The sequence below is a fragment of the Vibrio harveyi NBRC 15634 = ATCC 14126 = KCTC 12724 genome (assembly GCF_001591145.1).
Lineage (GTDB): Bacteria > Pseudomonadota > Gammaproteobacteria > Enterobacterales > Vibrionaceae > Vibrio > Vibrio harveyi.
Genome location: NZ_BCUF01000036.1, coordinates 37,014 through 61,377, shown reverse-complemented (window position 1 = coordinate 61,377; position 24,364 = coordinate 37,014). Strand labels below are relative to the sequence as shown.

Here is a 24,364-nt window from a genome sequence, read left to right as displayed (position 1 = left end):
CCGCGATTTACCATAAAATAGCTAATATGGATCTATCAATCTGCGATTGCTTGCTCTGCTATTAGCACACTCTTTGATTTTTAGAAAAGTATGAGTTCTCGTCAGTATTCAATATTGATTATCTACTGAGATTGCATCCATCTAGTACAATCGTTTGGCTGACAGTGTTAGTTTGCGCTTTTAAGTATAATCACGCGGGAACATTATGCGTCAGCATTTACAATCTATCGAAAACTATCGAGGGTTCGCCATTATTTGTATTGTCGCAGTACATTGCTTTCATTATGGCATGAGCACTACTTCTGGACCTTGGTTGGCTTTTCAGAGCTTTTTCTATGGCTCAACTTCCTTGTTTGTATTTATTTCGGGATACATGTTTCATCATGTCTTTTACCAACGTGGGACAAAAACAACTGACTTTTATTTGAATAAGTTCAAGGCAGTTGTTTTGCCTTATTTATTCTTGGGCTCTCTAGCGACCATGTTATTGTTCGCTACAAAAACAGGATATTTCGAACCTGGCGTAGAAATTGATTCACGGATGCTCTTCAGTTCTGACGATTCTGTGTTCGCAACCGCAGTTAAGTACATTTTGACAGGACGTATGTTAACGGCTTACTGGTACATTCCTTTTGCTGTATTGCTATTTGCGTCTGCGCCTTTACATACTAAGTTCCTCAGACTTAAAGCGTACCAGCAAGTTTCAATACTCGTTTTACTATGTTTAGCGTCTCTGTTTATTCATCGTTCATACGAAAACACGAACCCACTTCAAATGTTTATTTATTTCACGCCAATCTATCTCATTGGTTGTAGTGTTTCTCAACATAGAAGTTCATTGCTAGTAAATGCTAAATCTAAGCTCCTGATTTTAGGAATAATAGTGCTCTGCTTATGTATTTACGAAGCATCTGTTGGTCATCGGGGAAATTACATTAAGGAAATGCTGGTTTATGGCGGGGTTGATACAATGTTCTTACAAAAACTATGTCTCGTGATCGCGTTATTTTACTTCTTCGAAGCCTTTCAGTTCAAATCACACTTGTTATCTCAGTTGGCAAAAACAAGTTTTGGCGTGTTCTTCATTCACCCATGGGTGCTTACTGTACTTAAAAGAACGCCGCTTTACCAATATGCAGAAACTCAAGATACCAACCTCCTACTCTTTCTGTTGACTCTTGGCTTTACACTCACGGTTAGCGTTTCTATCGTTCTTATTACTAAGCAGGTTTTCGGGAAAAAACGATATTCTCAATACATTACTGGATATTAAAAAAAAGAAGCCCTCAAAGGGCTTCTTTTTTACTATTAACCGCCGGCTAACTTGACTGTCATGCCTTTCTTTTCAAGGTGCGCTTTAATCTTATCACGCGCATCTCCTTGAATTTCAATGCTTCCATCTTTCACTGAGCCACCACAGCCGCAAACTTTTTTCAGTTCAGCTGCCAGTAGCTTTAATGGCGCGTCATCCAAATCTAAACCAGTTACGATACAAACGCCTTTGCCTTTACGACCTTTAGTTTGGCGTTGAATGCGAGCAATACCATCACCTTTAGGACGTTCGATCTTCTCTTCTTCAGGTTTGATTCGACCAGTTTCTGTTGAATATACGAGTGTCATATTCTTATTTCTTTTGTTGTTGAGCTTGTAGCGCTTTCTGTTTTGCAACTAAATACGCTTCGATATGGCGCTGAATCGCAGCTTTGCCGCCTTTGATTAGTTTGCCATTGAACATACAATACCAAGCGTTTGGCTCGCCAGTGTCGTTCTTTATCGTGTAGCCGTTAAATATTTCAGTTTGTGGACTGTTAGTGCTTTGTGCGCGTTGACCTAAAGTTGCAAACTCTTTTGGATCAATAATAGACGCGGTGTCGCACCACCAATCTATGCTCTTTTTTACCGCCGTCAAACTGCCTTGTAAAACGTGGTTTTTGATTTTTACCTTCCAAACGCTACCATCAGGTCCGCCTGATTGCAGGTTAAAACCTCTATAATTTGAAATTGCCATACCACTGAGCCATCTATTTAGTGCTTTTTTACAATCATAATTACAACTGAGCAATAATCAAACATTAATGTTGTTATATCGCTCAGTTATGCCTATTTCTACCACAAAACAAACGACGGTAACGTTATTTAGATTGCAGTATTAATACAATCTGCTAAAAACTCTTGGAACTTGTGACCGTTGTTCTGCAGCATTTTAGGGAACATAGAGATTGGAGTCATACCTGGGAAGGTGTTGACTTCATTCAGATAAATCTCATCATCTTCTGTTAAGAAGAAGTCAATGCGAGATAAGTGACGCAGATTCATCTGTTTAAAGACGGTTTCAGAAGCAATTTGAATCGCTTCAATTTGTTCTGCTGTTAAGTTCTTTGCTTCAACCTCTGTCAAAGAGTGGCTTGAGCTGCTGTACTTCTCATCATAAGAATAAAACGCGCCATCTGGAGCAATGACCTCTCCGGGCTTAGTAATGAACAGTTGACCATTCATTTCGTACGCTGCGACTTCTAGCTCACGCGGCTTCACAGACTTTTCAACTAAAACTTGCTCAGAGTAGCCAAATGCATCGTTAACGGCTTGAATTACACCATCCTTTTCAGTGACGCTGTAACAGCCAACAGATGAACCTTGTCGTGCAGCTTTGACAAAAACTTTACCCCATTTATCAAACGCTTGTAATGCTTGCGCATGAGCTTGCTCGTCGTTACGAGTCAAGAATAAGTAAGGTGTATTTGGGATGCCAATCGCGTCGTACCATAGTTTCGAAGTAATTTTGTTGAAGCTGTTACTGCTTGCTTCTGGTCCACAACCTAAATATGGAATACCTGCGATTTCGAACATAGACTGGATATCACCGGTTTCGCCAGGAAAACCATGGATACAAGGGACAATGAAATCGACTTCTAAGCTTAAGTTGTCAGAACACAATTTTTTGGTGTTGAGATCTAAGTAAACCAACTCACCTTGGTTAGTCACCCAACCTTCATTTTTAATTTCTACACGCGTAACGTTCACGTTTTCGATGAGGTTTAGCTGCTGCTCAACAAAATTAGCAGATAACAGTGAAATTTCGTGCTCAGAAGAGCCGCCACCGCATAGTAAAAGGATATTTTTAATCATGAATCAATCTTTCCGTGATCTCCAAAAGATACTATTCAGTATGATAAACCTTTGAGTAGTAACGTACAGTTATTTTACTGTGAGGAATGCTGTTCGAATAGGATTTGACCAAAAAAGAAGGGAGCATTTCGCTCCCTTCTCTTCGTAAATTAATTTAGCTTATTGAGCGTAGGATATGCCGAGTTCTTAATGGCATCGATACTCTTCACAAATGGCTTAAGCTGTTGAAAATGACCAGGCAGAGAAGAAATTGCCTGCTTTGCTTCTGCACTTGTTGCGTAGTCACCGTAAAGTACCGAGAACCACTTAGTACCGTTCACTACTTTGTAGTTTTCCCAAATTGGCTGACCATTTTGAGGAAGCTGGCGAGCGAACTGATCCACTTTAGCTTGGCTTCCAACCGCGACAACTTGAATGGTATAACCAAAACGCTGGATACCCGCTTGTTTCTTGCTTGGCGGTACGATCTTAACTGGTTTTACCTGCTCTTTCGGTGTCAGCTTAACTACCTTTTTCTCTTCAGGCTTCGCAGTCATTTTAACAACTGTTGGTTCTACATCTTTCTCTACTACAGCGCTTTCAGACGACATAATAGGTTTTGAAACTGAAGGAGTTTGGTAGTCCTCACGGTAGCTTTCTGAGGTTACATCTGTGATGTAAGTTTCCGAAGCACAAGCAGAAAGCAGTACTGATAAGCCGATGATTGCGATTTTTTTCATGGAGTAACAAACGCTCTAAATAAATATTACGATAAATCATGCCGATAGCAGGTCATTTTATCAAGCACCAAACACAATAAACTGTGATTTTCATGTGATGAGTGACACAAACTCTGTACGCTTGGCTCACTTTTGAGCCAATGTCTGCTTTGTCCATATTTAAAGAGATGCTTATTCGTTTATGATTGTATGAGGAGTGACCAACCGTTCTAGGCGTAAGAGGCCAAGGAGAAAGAATGAATAAATTACAAAAACTCTTCAAACCTAATTCTGTTGCGGTAATCGGCGCCTCTCAAAAAGAGTTACGCGCAGGACAAATAGTAATGCGGAATCTTCTTCAAAGCGGGTTCGGTGGTGCAATCATGCCCGTGACACCGAAATATAAGTCTGTATCTGGTGTTATCGCATACCCTAACGTCGCCTCCCTGCCCTATACCCCAGATATCGCCATTCTTTGTACGAATGTGTCACGCAATAAACAACTACTTGTTGAATTAGATCAGCGCGGCACGGAGTTTGCTATCGTCATTTCAGATGACGTTGAAAGTATCGATTTCTCTGATCTAAACATAAGAGTCTTAGGACCAAATAGCCTCGGGATAATTCTTCCTTGGCATAACTTCAACTGCTCCTTCTCTCCCGTGGCAGCGCAACCGGGTAAAATTGCGTTCATCTCTCAATCCGCTGCAGTGTGTACCACGGTTCTTGATTGGGCAAACGACAAGAATATTGGTTTTTCTTCTTTTATCTCAATCGGTCAAGGGCAAGACATCGACTTTGCAGAACTGCTTGATTATTTAAGCATGGATGCAAAGACCGAAGCCATTCTTCTCTATGTTGATTCAATTAAAGATGCTCGACGCTTTATGTCGGCAGCACGTGCAGCGTCACGAAACCGTCGTATCTTGGTTCTCAAAGCAGGTAGATCCTCACAAGCTCGCCCATTTAGCGATGGCAACACTGATTCATTGGATGTTATCTACGATTCTGCGATAAGAAGAACGGGTATGCTGCGTGTGGGTAATACGCACGAGTTATTTGCGGCAGTAGAAACGTTGACACATTCGGTTCCGCTTCGAGGCGAACGCCTAGCTATCGTAACCAATGGCGGCGGTCCTGCAATCATGGCCGTCGATACTCTATTTGAAAGAGGCGGCAAGCTCGCAACATTAAATGAAGAGTCTGTCGAACAACTAAAGTCCGCATTGCCTGTTAGTTGGCGTGGTGTTAACCCTATTGATCTTGCAGGAGATGCAACAAAGAAACGTTATGTCGATACCATAAACGCACTGATGAACGGAGACTGCGCTGATGCCATCTTAATAATGCATAGCCCTTCAGCGGTGTCGGATTCATTAGAAACCGCGAACGCTGTGATTGAAGCAATTCAAGCTCATCCCCGACATAAGCATTTCAATATATTGACCAATTGGTCTGGTGAGCAGACATCGAGAGAGGCTCGGCTAGCCTTTACACGTGCGGGCATTCCAACTTATAGAACACCTGAAAGTGCTGTCGTTGCTTACATGCATTTGGTCGAATACCGACGAAATCAAAAACAATTGATGGAAACTCCAACAACCGCTGAACCTTTACACTCCGGTAGCGTGAGTTCAGCTCGTGAATGGGTAAACGAACAATTACTGGACAAACAAACAGTAATGCTGGATACGCATCAAACCAGCCCTTTGTTTGAACAGTTTGGCTTTAATATTCTTCCGACTTGGATCGCTTCTGAAGTTACTGAAGCGGTCCATATGGCGGAAAATATTGGCTACCCGGTCGCGGTAAAGCTTCGCTCTCCCGATATTCCTCATAAGTCTGATGTACATGGTGTTGCACTCAATTTGCGTAATAGCCAAGAGGTATCTAGCGCCGCGCAAGCCATTCTCGACACCGCAAAGCTGAGCTATCCAGCGGCGAACCTACAAGGGTTGTTGGTCCAAGGAATGGCGAAACTAGGTAGCGCTGAGGAGCTCAGAATTAGTATCGCGGTTGATAAAGTTTTCGGTCCAGTGATTTTGCTCGGACAAGGAGGCTCAGATTGGAACATCACTCAAGACGCGGTTGCGGCATTGCCACCACTGAATATGAACCTAGCTCGTTATTTAGTGGTAATTGCGTTGAAATCAGGGAAAGTTCGCTTGCAAAAGCATAAAGACGCGATTGATGTAAACGAACTATCAAAGTTTCTGGTTCGCATATCTCAAATGGCGGTTGAACTACCAGAAATAGAGAGCCTGGATATACATCCAGTATTGGTGTCAGGTAGTGAATTAACCATAATCGACGCAGACGTGACACTCAAAAAGTATCAAGGAGATGCGCAGGAACGCTTAGCTATTCGCCCTTTCCCCGCAGAGTTTGTTGAGACAGTGACATTACGTGACGGGCAACCTATTCTGTTGCGCCCAATTCTTCCTGAGGATGAGCCAATTCACGCTCAATTTATAAATAGCGTATCTAAAGAAGACCTCTACAATCGGTTTTTCTCCGATGTTGGGGAGTTTAATCATGAGGCGCTTGCAAATTTAACCCAAATTGATTACGACCGTGAAATGGCATTTGTTGCTGTTGCCTTTGATGATAATGGACCTTCCATTATTGGTGTATCTCGAGCTCTGATAACACCGGATAATAGTGATGCAGAGTTTGCGATTTTGGTCCGATCAGATTTAAAGGGTAAAGGTCTGGGCAAAGTACTGATGCAAAAAATCATTAGTTACTGCCAAGCAAAAGGCACCAAGCAGATTTCCGGAATGACAATGCCAACCAATCGAGGCATGCTGTCACTCGCACAAAGTTTAGGATTTGAGTTGGACGTACAATTTGCAGATGGCACTGCAGATATGGTGTTACCACTCAAACGAAAATGATGTCTGATAAAGCAAAGATTTGGGCTGTAAGTTTTCAGCCCTACCTATTCTCCTAACTTCAGACTTTGTTGGATAACCTGAGTAAACATTTCATAAAATAATAAACCAATCGCAAATCATGCATAACTACCGCCATAACCCATGCACCACAACAATACGTAAACACCATTAAATCACACTGGCACATGCCTACTTTTTCATCAAACTGCAATTTACGTGACCGACATCTCATTTGCTAATTTTATAGAACTTATCGTCGAGCTTATGTTATAAAAAGCTATCCTGTTGAATTTTATATACTAAATATAAAAAGGTCATTTCTCTTACATACCTAACCACCACTTTAGTGATAATAATAATGATAGTAATTATCATTTGCTTGAAATAATATATCGCCCGTTGTTATTGCCTATCATGGATATAAGGTGTTAGAACCAATGTATAAAAAATCAATTCTGTCAGCATCAATTTTATTAGCTCTAGCTCACGGTGCACAAGCAGAAGAACACTCAACTTTTAACGAAGTCGTTGTTACTGCGACACGTACAAATAGCCAAATCGAGGATACTGCTGCGTCAGTTGCAGTCGTCACAGACCAAGACATCGAAGATGGCATGATTACCGGTCTTGATGATCTATTTAAATACACGCCAGGAGTTACCGTCGAGACGAATGCTCGACAAGGTGTTCAAAGTATCAACATTCGTGGTATCGAAGGCAACCGAATTAAAGTTCTAGTTGATGGTGTTGCTCAAGGTAACCAGTTCGATTCAGGCAATAACTTTATTAACTCTTCTCGTGTTGAAGTTGACACCGATCTTGTTAAAGCAGTGGAAATCGTAAAAGGTGCAGCATCATCTTTGCATGGTTCTGACGCAATTGGTGGCATTGTAGCTTTCGAAACGAAAGACCCTTCGGACTTCTTAAAGGGGCGTGATTTTGGTGGTCATGCGAAATTTAACTACTCTTCAGAAGACAATACATTCAGCGAATCGGTAGCTCTTGCAAACAAAACCGGGGACCTTGAGTCTTTAGTTGCTTACACTCGCCGTGATGGTAGCGAGCTTGATAACTTTGGTGATTTAGCGGATGCCGATACCTCTGCCAATAACCTTTTAGTGAAATTACAATATCAGTTAAACGAAGCACATAGACTTGAATTTAGCGGTAACTACATTCGCAATGAAGGTGATGGCATTCAATCATATGATGGCTACACGGATGGACGAAGCGAAGATACAACTGAACAATATCAAGTCGGTATTAAGCATATTTGGGATGCTCAAGCATCAATTGCTGACACATTAACGTGGCAACTAGATTACTTAAGTAAAGACGAAACTGGCATAACACATCGTGTCAAAGGCTTGAACAATCAACGCAAAGATTACACCTACAGCGATGAAGGCTTCCAGTTCGACATGCAGTTAGATAAGTACCTAACGCTTGGTAACACTGAACATTACATTGTTTATGGTGCGTCTTACTTAGATAAAGACATTAAGAACATAAACAAAGAGTTCAATAGCGCTGGGACGGATAAAGAGATCTTCTACATCCCTTCGGCAAGTGAACGTCGTTACGGAGTCTTCCTACAAGACGAGATTACCGTCGGCAACTTCATCATTACTCCTGGTGTTCGTTACGACTCATTCGAAACCGATCCTGGAAACGCTAGCGACAACCCAAGTGGTAACCCTGATAACGAATACAAAAAGTTCTCTGACTCCGCGTTTACTGCTCGTTTAGGCACGATCTACAAACTAAACGAACAACACCGTTTGTTTGCCCAGATAAGCCAAGGTTTCCGCGCACCTGATTTTCAAGAGCTGTATTACTCGTTTGGTAACCCGATGCACGGTTACATAAACAAACCAAACCCAGACTTGAAAGCAGAAGAAAGTATTTCTTATGAGTTTGGCTGGCGCCACAACAACGACATTTCAAGCAGTGAAGTCGCGGTATTCTACAGTGACTACGATAACTTTATCGAGCGACAACAAGTTTCAGGTAGCTTCATTCCAGGTATCGACCCTGCGGTTTACCAATACGTTAACATTGGTAAAGCAACAATCAAAGGTATTGAATTTTCCAACCAACTGTCTTGGGATAAGTTCATGCCAGTAAAAGGCTTTAGTTCTCGAGTTGCTGCAGCCTATACTGAAGGTGAAGACGGAAACAACGATCCATTAAACAGTGTTAACCCATGGAATCTAGTTGCTGGCTTCAACTACGACTCTGAACAGAACTGGGGTTCTTCACTAACGGTTAACTACACTGCGTCGAAAGACAGCAGTGATATCAATGGTGATGACATCCTACCAATTTCTTCAGCAACTGTTGTTGACGTAACTGCATACTACAAGCCAATTAAAGATCTCACCCTGCGAGCGGGAGTATTTAATGTGGCAGACGAAGAATACTACAGTTGGAATGATGTAAGCGGAATGAAAACTGAGAATAAAGACCTAACACAAGCCGGTCGTAACTGGGCTATTACAGCGAAGTACGAATTTTAGTTTTCAACACACACTTCTTAACGAAAAATCCCAGCATCATATGCTGGGATTTTTTTATTTGAGACGCCAATTTTTCTTAAGGTATTGTACGCACCAAGATTTGGCTTCGCCCATCGTATTTCTGCGCCACGCTAAAATAATATCAATTGGCTGTTCTTCCGTACCTTCAATGCGTTTAAGAACGCCACTCTCAATTAAAGGTTCCGCGATTTGACTTGGTAGCGTCCCGATACCTAACCCGGAAGTTAGTGCTTCAACTTTGGCAGGAAAGTTGGTTACTGTGAGTCTTGGCTGTTTTTGCATTACATTGATTGATAGCGCTGGCTGCTCTCTTGCCGTATCAGCAATCGCAATAACGCGATATTTTTCTCGGGCATTGTCATCAAACGCCCCACTTCGCTTATGCACATAATGATCAGAAGCGGCGACCCAAACCATACTCATTTTACCAATTTTTTCGGCCTTAACATCTTGCGGAAGTGTATCGAGAGCCGGACATATCAATAAGTCTGCCCTTCCGGTATTTAGCGACTCCCAACTTCCCGCAAGAATCTCTTCTTGTAACCTCACCCTTGTACTACTCACGTTAGATAGCGCATCTACCATTGGGAAGAAATTTGAAATAGGAATAATTCCATCAAAAGCCACCGTAATATCAAGTTCCCAACCATTGGCCAGGAGCGTTGCATCATTAACAAGCTTCTCACTAGCTTGCAGAATTGCCCTACCACGCTCAAGAATTAACTTCCCGGCTTCTGTGAAATGTGCTTTGTGACCTGAACGATCGAAAATGATGATATCGAGATCTTGTTCCAGTTTCTGAATTTGATAGCTAAGCGAAGAAGGCGCGCGATCTAATTCGTTCGCAGCAGCAGCAAAACTTCCTCTTCTATCAATAGCATCCAAGATATGAAGTGCTTCTAAAGTGATTGGGCTCTGCACTATAGCTCCCTATTTGCGTGATTTAAATCACAGTAGTGGTATTTAAAAATTTATACTAGAAAATGACTTTAAACAATATAACAGATTGATAAATAAAGACTAGGTTGCGCATAGCACAAATTTCCATTGACAAAAACAACACTAAATAACAATAGTAATGATAGTAATTACCATTTGTATAAACTAAGATACCGCACGTTGTTATTGCCTATTATGGATTTAAGGTATTGAAGCCAATGTATAAAAAATCAATTTTGTCAGCCTCTATTCTCATTGCCCTATCACAAGGTGCATACGCAGAAGAAAGCTCAACTTTCAATGAAGTTGTCGTCTCTGCAACTCGTACCGAACAAAACGTTAATGATGTTTCAGCTTCAGTTGAGACCGTATCGTCAAAAGATATTGACCGCACACTTTCAAAGAACCTTTATGATGCCGTTCAATATACCCCTGGAGTGGAAGCAACGACTTCCGGTCGTTTTGGCATTTCGGGCTTTAACATTCGCGGCATGGAAGGCGACCGCGTGAAAGTTGTGATTGATGGCGTTCAGCAAGCTACTCCTTTCAATCCAGGTGGCGGTGCGGTTCAAGCAATTTATCCGAACGCGATTGAACTCGACACACTGACCAGTATAGAGATTAACAAGGGTCCATCCTCTACCCTATATGGCTCTGATGCAATGGGTGGCGTTGTTGTTCTTAAGACAAAAGATCCTTCAGACGTTCTAAAAACTGACGGTGACGAGACTCGTTTTGGCATTAAATCGAGCTACTTCTCTGCAGACGAACAATTCAAGAACACGTTAACTTGGGCAATGCGCCGTGGTAAGTTTGAAACACTATTGATGGGAACTTACTCTACCGGCAGCGAGCTTGAAACCTACGGTGATGGTTCCGACATTGATGGTTCAGCACGTGGTCTTGAGAACCCAGCAGACAAAGATCTAAATAACATTTTGGCAAAAGCTTATTACAACATTAACGATGTCAACAAACTCGGCTTTGTCTTCGAGCGCTATAACTACAACTACGATGAAAACGATCGTCGTGGCAACTACACACTTAATTTTGGTCCAAGACCTGGCGTTACTTATGCTAACGCAAAAGCGAGTGATGAAATGACACGTACGCGTTATGGCGTAAACTACGAACTCACTAAAGCAAATGCAGCTTTCGACTCAATGAAATTAGACCTTAACTATCAGGTCACAGAGAGCGAAAACTCTAACTTCGCTAATGTCACTGACCATTTAGGTTACATTGGCTATAACGGGGATCGTACTCGCCTACGTCAAGCTGAAGACGAGTCACTTCAGTTTGATGCTCAGTTCGACAAGGTAATCACAACCGGAAATGCAATTCACGAACTGACCTACGGTCTAAATTCTGTGGTGACAGATTTTAGTCTAACGAATGTGGATATTTACCACGACAATGGGACTAGTAAACCTGGCTCAACGACAATCCCTGATGCCACCGTCACCGAATGGGGTATTTTCCTTCAAGACAATGCATTCTTACTTAACGATACACTAGTACTAAATGCGGGCATCCGTTACGATTCATTTGAAGCGGATCCAACATCTGACGCAGGCTTTACTACCGAACGAGGTAAGAACAGTAATGACGCATTTACTGGGAAACTGGGCGCGGTTTACCACCTTAACGACAAACTAAGTACTTTTGCCCAAATCAGTCAGGGCTTTAAGGCACCTACAGTTGAGCAGCTTTACTATGAATACGACACTGGTGCTGAATTCGTTCCTAACCCAGATTTAGAAGCCGAGAAAAGCCTTTCTTACGAAATTGGCTTCCGTGGTCAAAACAACTTTGCGCAGTTTGAACTCACAGGCTTTATCACTCAGTACAAAGACTTTATCGACTCAGAAGAACTACCAAAAATCGATCCAAATAAAGACCGATTCACGATCGTAAACCGAGATGAAGTCGACATTTCTGGTGTTGAATTTAGTTCTACACTTTTGCTAGATGAAGCTTTTGACGCCCCTAAAGGTATGTACACGAGAGTATCTGTGACATACCTAGATGGTGAAGATAAAACAACAGGTAAAGCACTAGATAGTGTCGCTCCTTTGTCTTCTGTACTTGGTTTAGGTTACGACAACGTCGAGCATCATTTTGGTGGTCTTGCGTCTCTTAAGCTTGCAGCTAAGAAAGACGACTGGTCTAGTGATGACCAAATTGATTCGGCAGGTTACGGTGTAATGGACTTAACCGCATATTACATGCCTATCAAAGACCTAACGCTGACAGCAGGCTTGTTCAATGCATTTGATAAGAAATACTGGACATACCAAGATGTTCGCGGTCTCGAAAGTACGGACAACAAAGACTTCCATAGCTTACCGGGTCGTAACTGGGCAATTTCTGTAGATTACCAGTTCTAAGTGACATCAATTTATAAAACTGTTCGTAAAGCACCCGCTTAGTTGGGTGCTTTTTTGTTTTTCCACTTTCAAACAAAGCTAACTATCTGCAGCGACATTGCGAAAATGATTGATAAATGAGTCATAAACGAAGAACTTGCGCTACAAAAATAAAAAAGCCAGCAATATGCTGACTTTTTTACGCGTTTTCATTTCAAAAATGTTAAGAAAAGAATGAAAAATGAAAACTTACTGCTTTGCCATCTCTTTTTTCACCATGATTGCTGCTGCCACGATGAAAGCGATGATTAGACCAAGTTCCATGAACTACCCCGATAGTCTTAAGAAAATTTACGACCTAAATTAAGAGTCGGACATAGTTTAGCAGTTCTATTTATCTAAGCTACCTTTTAACCAGTAATTTACGATTTTTTCCGATTTAGATCAAAAAAGGCGCAGAAGTGCGCCTTTTTGTTATTAATATGTAAAACTTGATTTTTTAAGCGTCAGGGTAACCTTGAGGGTTATTTGACTGCCAACGCCAAGTATCACCTGTCATTTCTTCTAACGTGCGCTCAGCCTTCCAACCAAGTTCGTTTGCAGCTTTTGAAGGGTCAGCCCAACATTCCGCGATATCACCAGGGCGGCGATCAACTAACTTAAACGGCACTTCTTTGCCAGATGCGTTTTCAAATGCTTTAACCATTTCAAGAACGCTATAACCATTACCGGTACCAAGGTTGTAAATATGCAGACCAGCTTTATTGCCAACTTTTTCAAGAGCGGCGACATGACCATCAGATAGGTCCATCACATGGATGTAGTCACGCACACCAGTACCGTCTTTTGTTGGGTAGTCACTACCAAACACAGATAAAAACTCACGACGACCTACTGCGACTTGCGAGACAAAAGGCATTAGGTTGTTTGGGATGCCTTGAGGATCTTCACCTAGCTCACCCGTTGGATGAGAACCAACAGGGTTGAAGTAGCGGAGAAGCGTAATACTCCAATCTGGGTTCGCTTTTTGGAAGTCTGTTAGACACTCTTCAACCATTAACTTACTACGGCCGTAAGGGTTAGTTGCGCTAGTTGGGAAGTCTTCAGTGATAGGCACAGATGCAGGATCACCATATACTGTCGCTGAAGAACTAAATACGATGGATTTAACTCCTGCTTCACGCATAGCATCAACAAGCACTAGCGTACCATTAACGTTGTTATCGTAGTACTCAAGCGGTTTTTCTACCGACTCGCCCACTGCTTTTAAACCGGCGAAGTGAATAACAGCTTCAATGTTGTGCGCTCTCATTGCTTCAACAAGCGCGGCTTTGTCGCGGATGTCCGCTTCAATAAACTCAGGTCTTGCACCACAAACCTTTTCAATGCGCTCAAGCACTGTAGGTTTGCTGTTGTATAGGTTATCAAGGATCACTGGCGTCATACCAGCTTCGATCATTTGAATACAAGTGTGGCTGCCAATGTAGCCCATACCACCCGTAACAAGTACTTTCATGTTATATATCCTTCTGACGCGAATCGCGCTAGTCTAAAGGTTTTTAGCCCACAGTTAAACAGTCTCTGGGGATTCGCAACCCATTAAAATTGCTTGACCTTTACCTGCTTTCTTAGCTTGGTACATTGCTGTATCGGCACTCTTAAGAATACGCGTTGCGTCACGCTCGTTAACGCCAACCAGTTTCACACCAATGCTCACGCCAACTTTAAGCAGGGAGCCTCGGTATTCAATTGGAGAGCAAACCGATTCAAGTAACTGTTCTGCAATCCTTGTTACGACCTTCTGATTTGCTGGGTTGACCAACATGACAAATTCATCTCCCGATAAACGAGCAATCAAATCGCTATGTCGAGTTGCCGCAGCCATCCGGTCTGCCACTTGTTTGAGCACTTCGTCACCTGCATCATGACCATAAGTGTCATTGATATTCTTAAAGCCATCTAAATCCAAGTAAAGTACCGCGAATTCGTCGCGCAAATAGCCTGATCTTTGTACCAATTCTTCTAGCTCTAGGTGGAACTTAGAACGATTTGCCAACCCGGTTAAGGCGTCGTGATGTGCAAGATACTCCAAACGCTCCATCTCTTTTGCACTTGATAGGTCGGTTAGAATGATGACCATGTCATAAGTGTTTTGGTCATCGCTCTTGTTAATGCAATTAACCTTTGCAAACATTGGAACGAGTTGACCTAGATGGTTCTTCTCAATCACTTCTCCTTGCCACATACCATAGTTTTCAATAGATTCTTGAATGCTCGGCATCATAGCTTGTAGCTTTCTCCAGCGAATTGATTTGATGAACGGCTTACCCACTAATTGGTCAGCTTCTACACCGACGAGCTTCGTCACCGCTGGATTAACCATGGTAATAATACCTTGGTGGTTCAACACCACTAAGCCATCTTGACTGCTTTCAAATACACGACCCGCTACTCTTTGACGATTCATTGCCTCTTCAATCTCGGTGATGTCCTGAATTACGAAAAGCATATAGCCGTTTTTCGCTAAGCGTCGGCTGGTTAAACTTAGCTGTTGCTTCCCTTCACCACTTTCCAGGTGGATATCATCACATTCAAGCCCTCGGCTTAGTATTTGTCCAAGCTCGTTTGGCGTCTTGGTCTGGATTAGATCGCAAATGTTTGCCGTTTCTATCCCTTGGTAAGTATGTTCAAAAATACGTTGCGTAGCAGTATTACAATGAATCACTCTCCCTAAGTTGTCCGTGACTATTAACGAATCCTGAATAGAATCAATCACTTCTTCGGCGAATACCTTACGGCGCTCTAGCACTTCCAAGCTATGTTTGCGCTGCTTTTCAAGTCGCTGCTGTTTTTCAACCATAAAGTTGAAAGAAGCGACCAATGCACCGACCTCGTCTTTTGATTTATGGTGAATCCTTCCACTAAGGTGATGCCCGTTAGCTAAATCTTGCAACGCTCGATTGACTTCCTCTATGGGACGAAGAACTCGTCGTTCAACCCCAAAGTAGAACATAACCCCACCAGCTAAAAGAATGACTAAGAACAGCCCACCGTCTTGTAGCAATGCATCTCGTACTTCGAACAATGGAATTCGTGACAACGTCACCCTAATCGATCCGATGACTTGTCCTTCGTGAATAATAGGCTCAAAAACGTACAGAAAGTGTGCAGATAGTGCGTATCCTACTTCATGCAGACGACTTCGCTCTTTAACTGTCGGCGAAGGTGCAGCAAAGCCATCCAAAGCAAATACAGCAAATGGATTATTGTCTTTGTCGTAAAGCTTTACGCGTGATACGTTTGGCTTCTTAAGCAGATCAGCCAAAATGGTTTGCGCTTTTGGTTTGTTCTTTGTTGCAAGCGCATCTTTAATTGAGTGAGAAGCATCATTGATCAGAACTTTGGTCTGTTCGACCAATTCATGTTTGGCGGACTGATAAGTGTTATATGACGTGTAACTTTGAGATGTAACAAAGATGACCGTGATGAAAGCGAGAATCGGCCATATTAGCTTTGCTCGTAATGACATATATATTCCTGTCGCAGAAAGCAATCAAAATAACGAAAGGATTGCTATGCAAACTATCACACAAAAAAGAAGAGCCAAGACTAACACGACAAATCTTGAAATGAAGCCGTAAATCTCAATTATTAGACTGATTAGTCATGATTTTCTTAAAATTTCGGATCATTTCAAAGAACACGACGATCTTTTCACCACTTCATTTGATAACCTTCTTCTTGAAGAATGAAGTTAGTCACTGAACTTAAACGTAATTTCCTGCATTTTTAAAGCATACTTTGGACTTTTATAAACGTATGACATTGAATAACCAGCAACTGACACTGAATTGCGACATGGGCGAAAGCTTTGGCGCGTGGAAAATGGGTGCCGATGAGAGTGTAATGCCTCACATTGACATGGCGAACATCGCTTGTGGATTTCACGCATCTGATCCTAATGTCATGCACGATACGATTACTCTCGCTAACCAACACGACGTTGAAATTGGTGCTCATCCTGGTTATCCCGACCTACAAGGCTTTGGTCGTCGGAGCTTAAAAATGACCAATGATGAAATTACCAACATGGTGATTTATCAAGTTGGCGCGTTACAAGCTTTGTGCAAAGCGCAGTATACCGACATAGGGTATATCAAACCCCATGGTGCGCTTTATAACGATATGATGCAAAGCGATGGCGTTTTTCTCGCCGTAGTGAAAGCAGCGGCACTTTTTAAAGTTCCACTAATGATCCTCGCCTCTCAAGAAAATGAAAAGTATCTCGAAATAGCAGATGATTTTGATGTACCTCTGTTATTTGAAGCCTTTGCGGACCGTCTGTATCAAGATGATGGAATGCTCACACCCAGAACACAACCTAATGCGGTCTTAAACAGCGAACACGCTATATTAGAACAAGTCAAAATGCTTGCTGAATCAGGAAGAGTCAAAACGGCATCGGGTCAATATATTTTGTTAGAAGCTGACACAATTTGTGTCCACGGAGATAATGACGAATCCATCGCATTGATTCAAAAGATTCGCCAAAGTCTCTACACCGGAGGAAATTAATGAATCAAGGGCAGTTTTCAATCTCTCCTATCTCTGAATGCAGTATTCTGATTCGCTTTCATGAAGCGGTGACCGTCGAACACATTGGTGAGTTAGCACATCAGATTGCCGATAAACTTAACCTCATAATCATGAATGTTGTTCCGTCATACCGAACTATTTTGATCGATTACCTGCCCTTTAGAATTAACGAATCCATCATCCTCAAAGAATTGAACCAACTCGTTACTCGTTTTGATGTCCGCTCGATGGATAATAAGCAACCTAACTACATTTCCATTCCGGTTTACTACTCAGAAGAGACCGCGCTCGATTTAGAACGATTCAACGATGCTGGTTTGCCGTTGGCTGAATTGATCGAGCTGCATACCAAAACGGTTTACACGGTATCAGCAATCGGCTTTGCGCCAGGCTTCGCGTTTCTTTCAGACTTACCAAAGGCATTACACATGCCACGACACAATACCCCCCGCACTCACGTTCCAGCCGGCAGCGTCGCGATAGCGGACAGTAAAACCGCTGTCTACCCTTCAGATAGCCCTGGAGGCTGGAACATCATAGGTCGAACACCCATCTCGTTGTTCACTGATACGCCACCATTTATTCCTTTTGAAGTTGGTGACAAGGTCACTTTTGGTTCAATCACAAGACAGGAGTACATCAATTTAGGGGGCAAATTATGAGTTTTTCAGGTTTAATCGTAGAGAAGCCAGGTCCACTCTCATTGATTCAAGATTTCGGTCGTTTTGGGCTCGCGCATATTGGTATTACACAAGGCGGTCCGGTTGATGATTACGCTTACAGTTGGGCAAATCATCTATTAAAGAATCCTGTAAATTGCTCAGTCATTGAAATTACGCTTGGAAATGCCACCTTCAAAGCACTAGAAGACTGTCACCTTTCTATTTGTGGGGGCGATTTAAACGCTTCTATTGACGGAATAGCACTCACCAATTGGTCTGACTTTTCGTTAAAAAAAGGACAAACACTTAAGTTTGGAATACCACGCAATGGTCTTCGAGCTTACTTAGCCGTGAAAGGCGGTTTTAATGTCGAGAAACATTTAGGGAGTTCATCAACAGTATTAAGAGAATCCTTAGGAGGCATCGAACAAAATGGCTTGGCATTGAAAGCTGGAGACATCATAGGTTTCAACCCACACGCACTCCCTAGCCGAAAGTCCAAGCAAATGACTTTTCGTTTTAAGCCTGATTATAACCTTCCTATCAAGCTTCGCGTTATTGAGGGTTATCAATACAACGACTTCTCTCAAGAAGCGATCGACCGTTTCTATTCCACGATATTTGAAATATCGCCAAACTCGAATCGCATGGGTTATCGCCTAGAAGGTGAAACTATCACTCCTCCTTACGATGGCATTTTATCTGAGGGTATTGCGCTTGGGTCTATCCAAATACCAAACGACGGGAAACCAATCATTTTGTTAAATGATCATCAGACTATTGGGGGGTATCCTAAGTTTGGCTGCGTCGCTAGGATTGATTTGCCGCGCTTGGCTCAGGCAAAACCGGGACAATCCGTGAGCTTTATACGAGGAGATAGACAAGGTCTACAAGATGTATGGTGTCAGTGGGCTCAATTTTTTGGTTATTGAGCCCTTCTAGTAGTTTAGTATCAAGCGCGGATGTTACATACCGTAGCGCTCTGCTAATGCTTGCGGATAACCACGCTCATAGGTCAGTTTGATCGCACAATCCTCTACTTCTTGAACAGTCCAATGGACAGTCACAGGATGCTGCTGCTCGACGTTATCGCTAGGTTCAATATCAAACCAATATTGCGCCATTTTCTGCGCAGCGAGTAATGTAGACGACGCTTTAACCACTTCGATACGCGCGTAGTTATTTTCTTCAAACGTGACGTCCGCGGCTCGCAGTACTGGATCTGTCCCTGGGATCTGCTGAGCACCAAATAACGCCTTACCACCTCTTACTGCCGTGTGATAATCTGGAATGAACTGAGCCATGTGTGCTATCGCATTGTCGGTACGTTCATCAAGTATCTCTTGACGCCAACCATGACGTATTTTCGACAACAAACTTGTCGGTAGTTCTGGCTGCGCAGAAGCCTGTGAACTTTCGACTAAGCCATCGTCAAACAACGTAATACCTTTGGTCATCCCATGTAGTTGAAAATAACCATCGCCATAAGGTGTTAATTGAGCCATGCCCTTATCAGTACCACGAGGACCATGGAAAATAACCTCTGGCCACTGTTGAGTACATTCGTTCCAACGAGTGACGTATGCTGCCTTAAACTCAACAAGACGTTCACGCCGGACACCTACCTTGTCGTCCACGACTCCGGTTTCAAAACCGCACGCATTCACTAAGAAGTCGCAGTTCAACGCATGTTCAGAGCCATCTTTTGTATAAGCCAAAGTCCAAGCAGAACCATTCCAATGAGACTCCACCAATTCCGCTTGTGTAATTACATCGACGTTTGGCATCTGCTCTAAAGTCATGTTCGCGATTGCAGCAAGACGGAATACGCTCCAACCATACTCTTGAACCGCCACAACCGGGTATTTAAGCTCATCTAGATCGGCATGCTGAGCAAATGGGATGCACCATTCATCAATGCTTTGAGGCTGTTCTGGTTGAGCTTGGCTCGCAAGTTGTAGTAACGCTTCCTTCGAGTAGAGTTTGTAGTACTCATCAGGTTCACCTAGAACTTGGTTTCGAGAGTCTTGGGCAACCAGCGTTTGGTAAGCACGTTTAATCACTTCCAGTCGTGGTAACAAAGTTTCTGGATCACCACCGTCTGAATACGGAACAGCAATAATAGTCGGACGAATATTCAGTGAATGGGGATACAAGCGAATCGTCTCAATAGACTGGCTTAGAAGATCTAAACATTGTTGTTCAGAAATCTCTCGATACAAGTTGCCGCCGGCATGCAAATGGCATATTGGGGGACCATTCACCAACGATACCCCTTTTTCGATTACGGACACTTTAAAACCTAACTCGGCAAAGTGAATCGCAGCAGTTGAACCTGCTACGCCACCACCAACGATAGCGATGTGTTTATCTTTACGATTTGGAAACTCAGACTTCATTGCTTCACTGAAAATTTTATAAGGAGAAATCTTTACTTAGTGTCGATTCTACTCGGGTTTGAGTATGATTAAAATCACAAAAAGTTCATGGGTTTGCGTTTGTTAACGGTATACGTCAAAAGTTACTTTTGAGAGCAAAAAATTTCCGAAAAAAGTGCTTGACGAGGTTGTTAGGAAAGCGTGTTTTTGACCCTGTGTGAATAATATTTTTACGCTAACACCCATGGCATAAAGCCTGCGGAAACACCCCACTTTACTAACGACTCAGTTATCCCAAAAGTTATCCACCGTTTTTGTGGATAACTAAAATAAAACTGTCATGGAGTGCATCCGCGGTAGTTAAACGGAGGCTAATTAAGTGTTTACTGGCGTTAACAATCTTTTCAAAAGGCTCATTACCACTAAAGCAAGAACAACAAACGTAGCGAAAGGTAAAGCTATCCACAATTCAGGGTGGATCTGCGCATTAAGCTCAAAGCCATATTTCATCACAGCAGCGACACAGACCTCTGCTGCAAACACTGCAACGCCACTCGCCACCATTGCCATAATGCCGTATTCAGCCCATAGCGTAGTGTTGATACGCTTCTTACTTGACCCCAATGTTCGATAGAGTCGAATTTCCTGCTGGCGTTGAGACAAACTCAAACGAAGCAATGTAAATATCAGCAAAAGACCAGCCACTACACCAAGCAATGCCAATATGGTGATTGCCGATACAATTTGTTGGATAAGTGTTTGGATTTTGTCACCCATGGTTCGAATATCGAGTACGGAGACCGTCGGATGTGCACGTGACATCGACGTCAACAATGCATTGTTATCATCGTCGATACGATAACTGATCAAATAAGAGCCTGGTAAGCTTGCCATCATGTCAGACGAAAAGATGAAATAGAAGTTAGGCTTCATATCACGCCACTCAACATGACGAATGCTATCAACAGTGGCATCGAAGTTTTGGCTGTTAATAACAAACCGCAATTTGTCACCAAGTTCGATACCCAGTTCATCTGCAACCTGTGCTTCTACCGATACACTGGCTTTGTTTTTCCACTCACCAGATATGACATCGTTGTACTCAGGAAGCGTCTCCCCCCAAGTGAGGTTAAGTTCACGACTCACGGCATCTGAGCCTTGCCCCTCTGATTTAATCTCTTTAACGCTTACATCATTAATTTCTGCTAATCGGCCACGAATGATTGGGAAAGCTTGTGACCGCGTCACGTTGTTTTTATCCAATGTTTCTAGATAACTGTCTAGTTCGTAATCAGCGATATTCAAAGCAAATACGTTAGGTGCGTCCGCAGGAAGTGTTCTCGACCAATCAGCAAGAATATCGCTACGTACTAACCAAATTATCGAAAGTAACATCAGAGAAAGCGATAAAGCGCCAAACTGCAAACCACTGGTAACTGGTGTGCGATTGATTCGACTGAGTGCAAGCTTCATTGCTGGTCGAGTAGAAACTCGAGCAAATAACTTAGTGAGCGCAACGCTCGTTGCCGCAAGCACGACAAATAACATCGCAATGCCCGCAAGTACAATCCAAACCAGAGTGTTGTTTGCATAAAGGATAAGCAAAGGCACGACGGGCACTAAGATAAGCCACATGCGTTTCCAAGAGCGTTTGCTAGAACCTTGTTGAAGAACTTCTAGAGCAGGTGTTTTGATTAATCCGAGTAAGGGAATCCCAAGCGCTGGAACAGTAATAAGAACCGCTGATACAACTGAAATCAAGATAGGAGTGACACCGTAACTAGGCAGTGGATTAGGCAACAAATCCCTGAGGGGAATTCGCAACAAATACTCCAAACCACTACCTAATAGCAGACCAACAATACTGGCACTAAGCAGCAAAATGGTGACTTGAATCAAAAGCCACTTTTCAATCCAGCGGCGACTCGCCCCCAAGCTTTTCAACATTGCGATGGTTTGCGTTCGGCTGTTCACGTAGCTTTGGCAAGTCAAAACCAACGTCGTTGCCGCCATGATGATAACAATAGCAACCGTCAAAGACAGGTATTGAGTTGTTCGTTCGAAGACTTCGTTACTTCGACTTGCAGTATCTTGCGTTCTCCAGCGATCACTTGGTGACAATTCAGTACTGTCTTGCAATTGCGTTAATGTTGCATCGTCGCCTTTTAAAAACAAACGATATTGAACACGGCTCCCCAACTGGATTGCCCCTGTTTTTTCAACGTCGCTTTGATGAATATAGGCTGAAGGCATTTGTTGGAATGGGTTAAAGCTCAAACCTGGTTCCATCAAAACTGCACCTGAAACGATAAAGTCCGCATCGCCAATGGTGACAGCGTCACCCTTTTTAACATCAAGCTGCGCCATGATGCGTTCATCAAGCCATAGCTGGTTTTCTTTGACGTGGCCGGCTGAGTTATTGTCCAAGACTAATTCACCCATCAGAGGGTACTGCTCATCAACGGCACGAACAGAGATAAGCTGCATGCCAGTATCACTGAATGCCATGGTAGCGAATCGTGTCATGGTAGAGCGTGGCATCTCGTCGGTAGCAGCCAACAAAGTATTTGGTATAGGATTAGCAGACACAAAAACAGCATCTGCTGTTAACGCATCTTTACCTTGCTTAACGATCACCTGCTCCATTCTTTCTGCCAGAGCCGAGAGCGCAAAGATACTGGCAATCACGAGAATTAAGGCAACACTGATCGGCCATAAATTTCCTTGACGGATTTCACCGAAACTCCAACGTACTAAGCTTTTGTTTGGCGATTGTTTAGCCTGCTTAGGCATCTGAGTTGAGTCTTGCTCACTTGAAGAGATCACGGACATATCACCTCCTCCTGCAACTCGCCTGCTTCCATTCGATATACACGGTCACAACGACTGGCTAAATGACTGTCGTGAGTAACCAGTACTAACGTTGTGCCATGCTGTTCATTCAAATCAAACAGAAGCTCGATGACTCTTTCGGCGGTTTGATGGTCGAGGTTTCCCGTTGGTTCATCGGCAAACAGCAGTTCTGGCTGAGTCATAAATGCCCGTGCAAGAGCGACACGCTGTTGTTCTCCCCCCGACAATTGACTTGGTAAGTGGTCGAGACGCTTTTCCAGCCCAACCGCTGTCAGCAATGCTTTTGCTCTTGCATCATCTTCAGCTTCACCACGTAGAAGACAAGGTAACGTGACATTTCGTAATGCGCTCAAACTTGGAATTAGAAGAAAGCTTTGAAATACGAAGCCCAACGAGTCCGCACGAATTTTTGCACGAGCTTCATCGTCTAACTTTGAAAGCTCATGCCCTAATAAGGTGATTTCGCCTGAGGTTGGTGTATCTAATCCAGCGAGCAGTGTCATCAATGTAGACTTGCCCGCGCCAGAGGTACCAACAATGGCAATCTTCTCGCCCTTTCTAATGTCGACATTTACATTTTTAAGGATTGTTAAATGTTCTTGATTAGTAGAGACTTGTTTAGAAACTAAATTAGCTTGAACAATGGGTGCTTTAAGTACAGGTGTTTGCATGATTCGTATACTTTCCTTAGTTCTTTTTTTCTGTCTTTCCGCTTCTACGCAGGCGAACGAAAAGTTGCTTGTTTTGGGTGACAGCCTAAGCGCTGGCTATCAAATGCCAATCGAAGAGAGTTGGCCTAGCTTACTTCCTGATGCGTTACTAGAACATGGTCAAGATGTAAAAGTTGTAAATGGCAGTATCTCAGGGGACACCACAGGTAATGGTCTTGCGCGTTTACCAGCTCTCCTTGAGCAGCACACTCCTGACGTCGTCCTTATTGAACTCGGTGCCAACGATGGTCTTCGTGGATTCCCACCTAAACTTATTACGTCGAACTTATCGAAAATGATTACCATGATCAAAGATTCTGGTGCGGATGTTGTGATGATGCAAATCCGTGTGCCACCAAACTACGGTAAGCGCTATAGCGATATGTTCTACGATATTTACCCTAAGCTTGCTGAACACCAAAAAGTGGCTCTGATGCCCTTCTTCTTAGAGCACGTCATCATTAAACCTGAATGGATGATGGATGATGGTCTGCACCCAAAACCAGAAGCTCAGCCTTTTATCGCAGACTTCGTTGCGCAAGAATTGGTTAAACATCTCTAATTTTGATGGTCTAGCTCAATAAGTTTTACCAAAC

18 protein-coding genes are annotated in these 24,364 nt (G+C 42.9%); 8 read left to right on the top strand and 10 right to left on the bottom strand.

Annotated features, from left to right (window positions below; genetic code table 11):
• The first annotated feature begins 205 nt into the window (after positions 1 to 205).
• Entirely contained in the window at positions 206 to 1,273 is a 1,068-nt protein-coding gene (locus VHA02S_RS17820) for an acyltransferase family protein (protein WP_038898941.1), read from the top strand.
• Positions 1,274 to 1,308: 35 nt separating this feature from the next.
• Here the strand turns inward: VHA02S_RS17820 and yciH are convergent, their stop codons facing one another.
• From yciH to VHA02S_RS17800, 4 genes are all read right to left on the bottom strand, one after another.
• On the bottom strand, positions 1,309 to 1,620 hold the full coding sequence (gene yciH, locus VHA02S_RS17815) for a stress response translation initiation inhibitor YciH (protein ID WP_038898940.1): 312 nt from the start codon (positions 1,618 to 1,620) through the stop codon (positions 1,309 to 1,311).
• A gap of 4 nt (positions 1,621 to 1,624) precedes the next feature.
• The gene (locus tag VHA02S_RS17810; RefSeq protein ID WP_005451794.1) at positions 1,625 to 2,008 is read right to left on the bottom strand and encodes a DUF3319 domain-containing protein; all 384 of its coding nucleotides are present in this window, start codon (positions 2,006 to 2,008) and stop codon (positions 1,625 to 1,627) included.
• Between the two features lie 128 nt (positions 2,009 to 2,136).
• Complete coding sequence (locus VHA02S_RS17805) at positions 2,137 to 3,126, bottom strand: D-alanine--D-alanine ligase (protein ID WP_038898939.1); 990 nt, start codon at positions 3,124 to 3,126, stop codon at positions 2,137 to 2,139.
• A gap of 149 nt (positions 3,127 to 3,275) precedes the next feature.
• The gene (locus VHA02S_RS17800) at positions 3,276 to 3,845 is read right to left on the bottom strand and encodes an SPOR domain-containing protein (protein ID WP_005451792.1); all 570 of its coding nucleotides are present in this window, start codon (positions 3,843 to 3,845) and stop codon (positions 3,276 to 3,278) included.
• A gap of 236 nt (positions 3,846 to 4,081) precedes the next feature.
• Here VHA02S_RS17800 and VHA02S_RS17795 point away from each other — a divergent pair, with 236 nt between their 5' ends.
• Positions 4,082 to 6,721 (top strand): bifunctional acetate--CoA ligase family protein/GNAT family N-acetyltransferase, encoded by a 2,640-nt coding sequence (locus tag VHA02S_RS17795; protein ID WP_038898938.1) that lies wholly within the window; start codon positions 4,082 to 4,084, stop codon positions 6,719 to 6,721.
• Between the two features lie 437 nt (positions 6,722 to 7,158).
• Positions 7,159 to 9,240: a TonB-dependent hemoglobin/transferrin/lactoferrin family receptor gene (locus VHA02S_RS17790; RefSeq protein ID WP_038898937.1), complete on the top strand. Its 2,082-nt coding sequence runs from the start codon at positions 7,159 to 7,161 to the stop codon at positions 9,238 to 9,240.
• A 54-nt stretch (positions 9,241 to 9,294) separates the two neighbouring features.
• Here VHA02S_RS17790 and VHA02S_RS17785 read toward each other — a convergent pair whose 3' ends face one another.
• A complete protein-coding gene (locus VHA02S_RS17785; RefSeq protein ID WP_005451789.1) occupies positions 9,295 to 10,182 on the bottom strand; it encodes a LysR family transcriptional regulator in 888 nt (295 codons plus the stop codon).
• Positions 10,183 to 10,418: 236 nt separating this feature from the next.
• Between VHA02S_RS17785 and VHA02S_RS17780 the strand changes: the two genes are divergently transcribed.
• The gene (locus VHA02S_RS17780) at positions 10,419 to 12,590 is read left to right on the top strand and encodes a TonB-dependent hemoglobin/transferrin/lactoferrin family receptor (protein WP_017189048.1); all 2,172 of its coding nucleotides are present in this window, start codon (positions 10,419 to 10,421) and stop codon (positions 12,588 to 12,590) included.
• A gap of 478 nt (positions 12,591 to 13,068) precedes the next feature.
• On the opposite strand, the gene galE is transcribed toward VHA02S_RS17780, so the two are convergent.
• Together galE and VHA02S_RS17770 are read right to left on the bottom strand one after the other, a co-directional pair.
• Positions 13,069 to 14,085, bottom strand: coding sequence for a UDP-glucose 4-epimerase GalE (gene galE / locus VHA02S_RS17775; protein WP_005451787.1), 1,017 nt, complete (start codon positions 14,083 to 14,085; stop codon positions 13,069 to 13,071).
• A gap of 54 nt (positions 14,086 to 14,139) precedes the next feature.
• On the bottom strand, positions 14,140 to 16,098 hold the full coding sequence (locus VHA02S_RS17770; RefSeq protein WP_038898936.1) for a diguanylate cyclase domain-containing protein: 1,959 nt from the start codon (positions 16,096 to 16,098) through the stop codon (positions 14,140 to 14,142).
• Between the two features lie 290 nt (positions 16,099 to 16,388).
• Here VHA02S_RS17770 and VHA02S_RS17765 point away from each other — a divergent pair, with 290 nt between their 5' ends.
• From VHA02S_RS17765 to VHA02S_RS17755, 3 genes are read left to right on the top strand one after another with little or no spacing between them, the layout of a single operon-like run.
• Entirely contained in the window at positions 16,389 to 17,144 is a 756-nt protein-coding gene (locus VHA02S_RS17765; RefSeq protein WP_038898935.1) for a 5-oxoprolinase subunit PxpA, read from the top strand.
• Positions 17,144 to 17,827, top strand: a complete 684-nt coding sequence (locus VHA02S_RS17760) for a 5-oxoprolinase subunit B family protein (RefSeq protein ID WP_017819609.1) — start codon at positions 17,144 to 17,146, stop codon at positions 17,825 to 17,827. Before VHA02S_RS17765 ends, VHA02S_RS17760 begins: the two co-directional genes overlap by 1 nt.
• Positions 17,824 to 18,759, top strand: coding sequence for a 5-oxoprolinase subunit C family protein (locus VHA02S_RS17755; protein WP_038898934.1), 936 nt, complete (start codon positions 17,824 to 17,826; stop codon positions 18,757 to 18,759). Before VHA02S_RS17760 ends, VHA02S_RS17755 begins: the two co-directional genes overlap by 4 nt.
• Before the next feature lie 33 nt (positions 18,760 to 18,792).
• On the opposite strand, the gene VHA02S_RS17750 is transcribed toward VHA02S_RS17755, so the two are convergent.
• From VHA02S_RS17750 to VHA02S_RS17740, 3 genes are all read right to left on the bottom strand, one after another.
• A complete protein-coding gene (locus tag VHA02S_RS17750) occupies positions 18,793 to 20,226 on the bottom strand; it encodes an FAD-dependent oxidoreductase (RefSeq protein ID WP_038898933.1) in 1,434 nt (477 codons plus the stop codon).
• Between the two features lie 354 nt (positions 20,227 to 20,580).
• Positions 20,581 to 23,037 (bottom strand): ABC transporter permease, encoded by a 2,457-nt coding sequence (locus VHA02S_RS17745; RefSeq protein ID WP_038898932.1) that lies wholly within the window; start codon positions 23,035 to 23,037, stop codon positions 20,581 to 20,583.
• Positions 23,028 to 23,729, bottom strand: a complete 702-nt coding sequence (locus tag VHA02S_RS17740; protein ID WP_038898931.1) for an ABC transporter ATP-binding protein — start codon at positions 23,727 to 23,729, stop codon at positions 23,028 to 23,030. Before VHA02S_RS17740 ends, VHA02S_RS17745 begins: the two co-directional genes overlap by 10 nt.
• Here VHA02S_RS17740 and tesA point away from each other — a divergent pair.
• Positions 23,728 to 24,330 (top strand): multifunctional acyl-CoA thioesterase I/protease I/lysophospholipase L1, encoded by a 603-nt coding sequence (tesA, locus tag VHA02S_RS17735; protein ID WP_038898930.1) that lies wholly within the window; start codon positions 23,728 to 23,730, stop codon positions 24,328 to 24,330. The two genes, VHA02S_RS17740 and tesA, sit on opposite strands and share 2 nt — an antisense overlap.
• Positions 24,331 to 24,364 lie beyond the last annotated feature (34 nt).

What these genes read in the sequence shown, in the direction of transcription:
- VHA02S_RS17800 (WP_005451792.1), bottom strand. Translation starts at nt 3,845, where the DNA reads ATGAAAAAAATCGCAATCATCGGCTTATCAGTACTGCTTTCTGCTTGT.
- VHA02S_RS17810 (WP_005451794.1), bottom strand. Translation starts at nt 2,008, where the DNA reads ATGGCAATTTCAAATTATAGAGGTTTTAACCTGCAATCAGGCGGACCT.
- VHA02S_RS17750 (WP_038898933.1), bottom strand. Translation starts at nt 20,226, where the DNA reads ATGAAGTCTGAGTTTCCAAATCGTAAAGATAAACACATCGCTATCGTT.
- VHA02S_RS17755 (WP_038898934.1), top strand. Translation starts at nt 17,824, where the DNA reads ATGAGTTTTTCAGGTTTAATCGTAGAGAAGCCAGGTCCACTCTCATTG.
- VHA02S_RS17780 (WP_017189048.1), top strand. Translation starts at nt 10,419, where the DNA reads ATGTATAAAAAATCAATTTTGTCAGCCTCTATTCTCATTGCCCTATCA.
- VHA02S_RS17790 (WP_038898937.1), top strand. Translation starts at nt 7,159, where the DNA reads ATGTATAAAAAATCAATTCTGTCAGCATCAATTTTATTAGCTCTAGCT.
- tesA (WP_038898930.1), top strand. Translation starts at nt 23,728, where the DNA reads ATGATTCGTATACTTTCCTTAGTTCTTTTTTTCTGTCTTTCCGCTTCT.
- VHA02S_RS17765 (WP_038898935.1), top strand. Translation starts at nt 16,389, where the DNA reads ATGACATTGAATAACCAGCAACTGACACTGAATTGCGACATGGGCGAA.
- VHA02S_RS17795 (WP_038898938.1), top strand. Translation starts at nt 4,082, where the DNA reads ATGAATAAATTACAAAAACTCTTCAAACCTAATTCTGTTGCGGTAATC.
- VHA02S_RS17745 (WP_038898932.1), bottom strand. Translation starts at nt 23,037, where the DNA reads ATGTCCGTGATCTCTTCAAGTGAGCAAGACTCAACTCAGATGCCTAAG.
- VHA02S_RS17760 (WP_017819609.1), top strand. Translation starts at nt 17,144, where the DNA reads ATGAATCAAGGGCAGTTTTCAATCTCTCCTATCTCTGAATGCAGTATT.
- galE (WP_005451787.1), bottom strand. Translation starts at nt 14,085, where the DNA reads ATGAAAGTACTTGTTACGGGTGGTATGGGCTACATTGGCAGCCACACT.
- VHA02S_RS17770 (WP_038898936.1), bottom strand. Translation starts at nt 16,098, where the DNA reads ATGTCATTACGAGCAAAGCTAATATGGCCGATTCTCGCTTTCATCACG.
- VHA02S_RS17805 (WP_038898939.1), bottom strand. Translation starts at nt 3,126, where the DNA reads ATGATTAAAAATATCCTTTTACTATGCGGTGGCGGCTCTTCTGAGCAC.
- VHA02S_RS17740 (WP_038898931.1), bottom strand. Translation starts at nt 23,729, where the DNA reads ATGCAAACACCTGTACTTAAAGCACCCATTGTTCAAGCTAATTTAGTT.
- yciH (WP_038898940.1), bottom strand. Translation starts at nt 1,620, where the DNA reads ATGACACTCGTATATTCAACAGAAACTGGTCGAATCAAACCTGAAGAA.
- VHA02S_RS17820 (WP_038898941.1), top strand. Translation starts at nt 206, where the DNA reads ATGCGTCAGCATTTACAATCTATCGAAAACTATCGAGGGTTCGCCATT.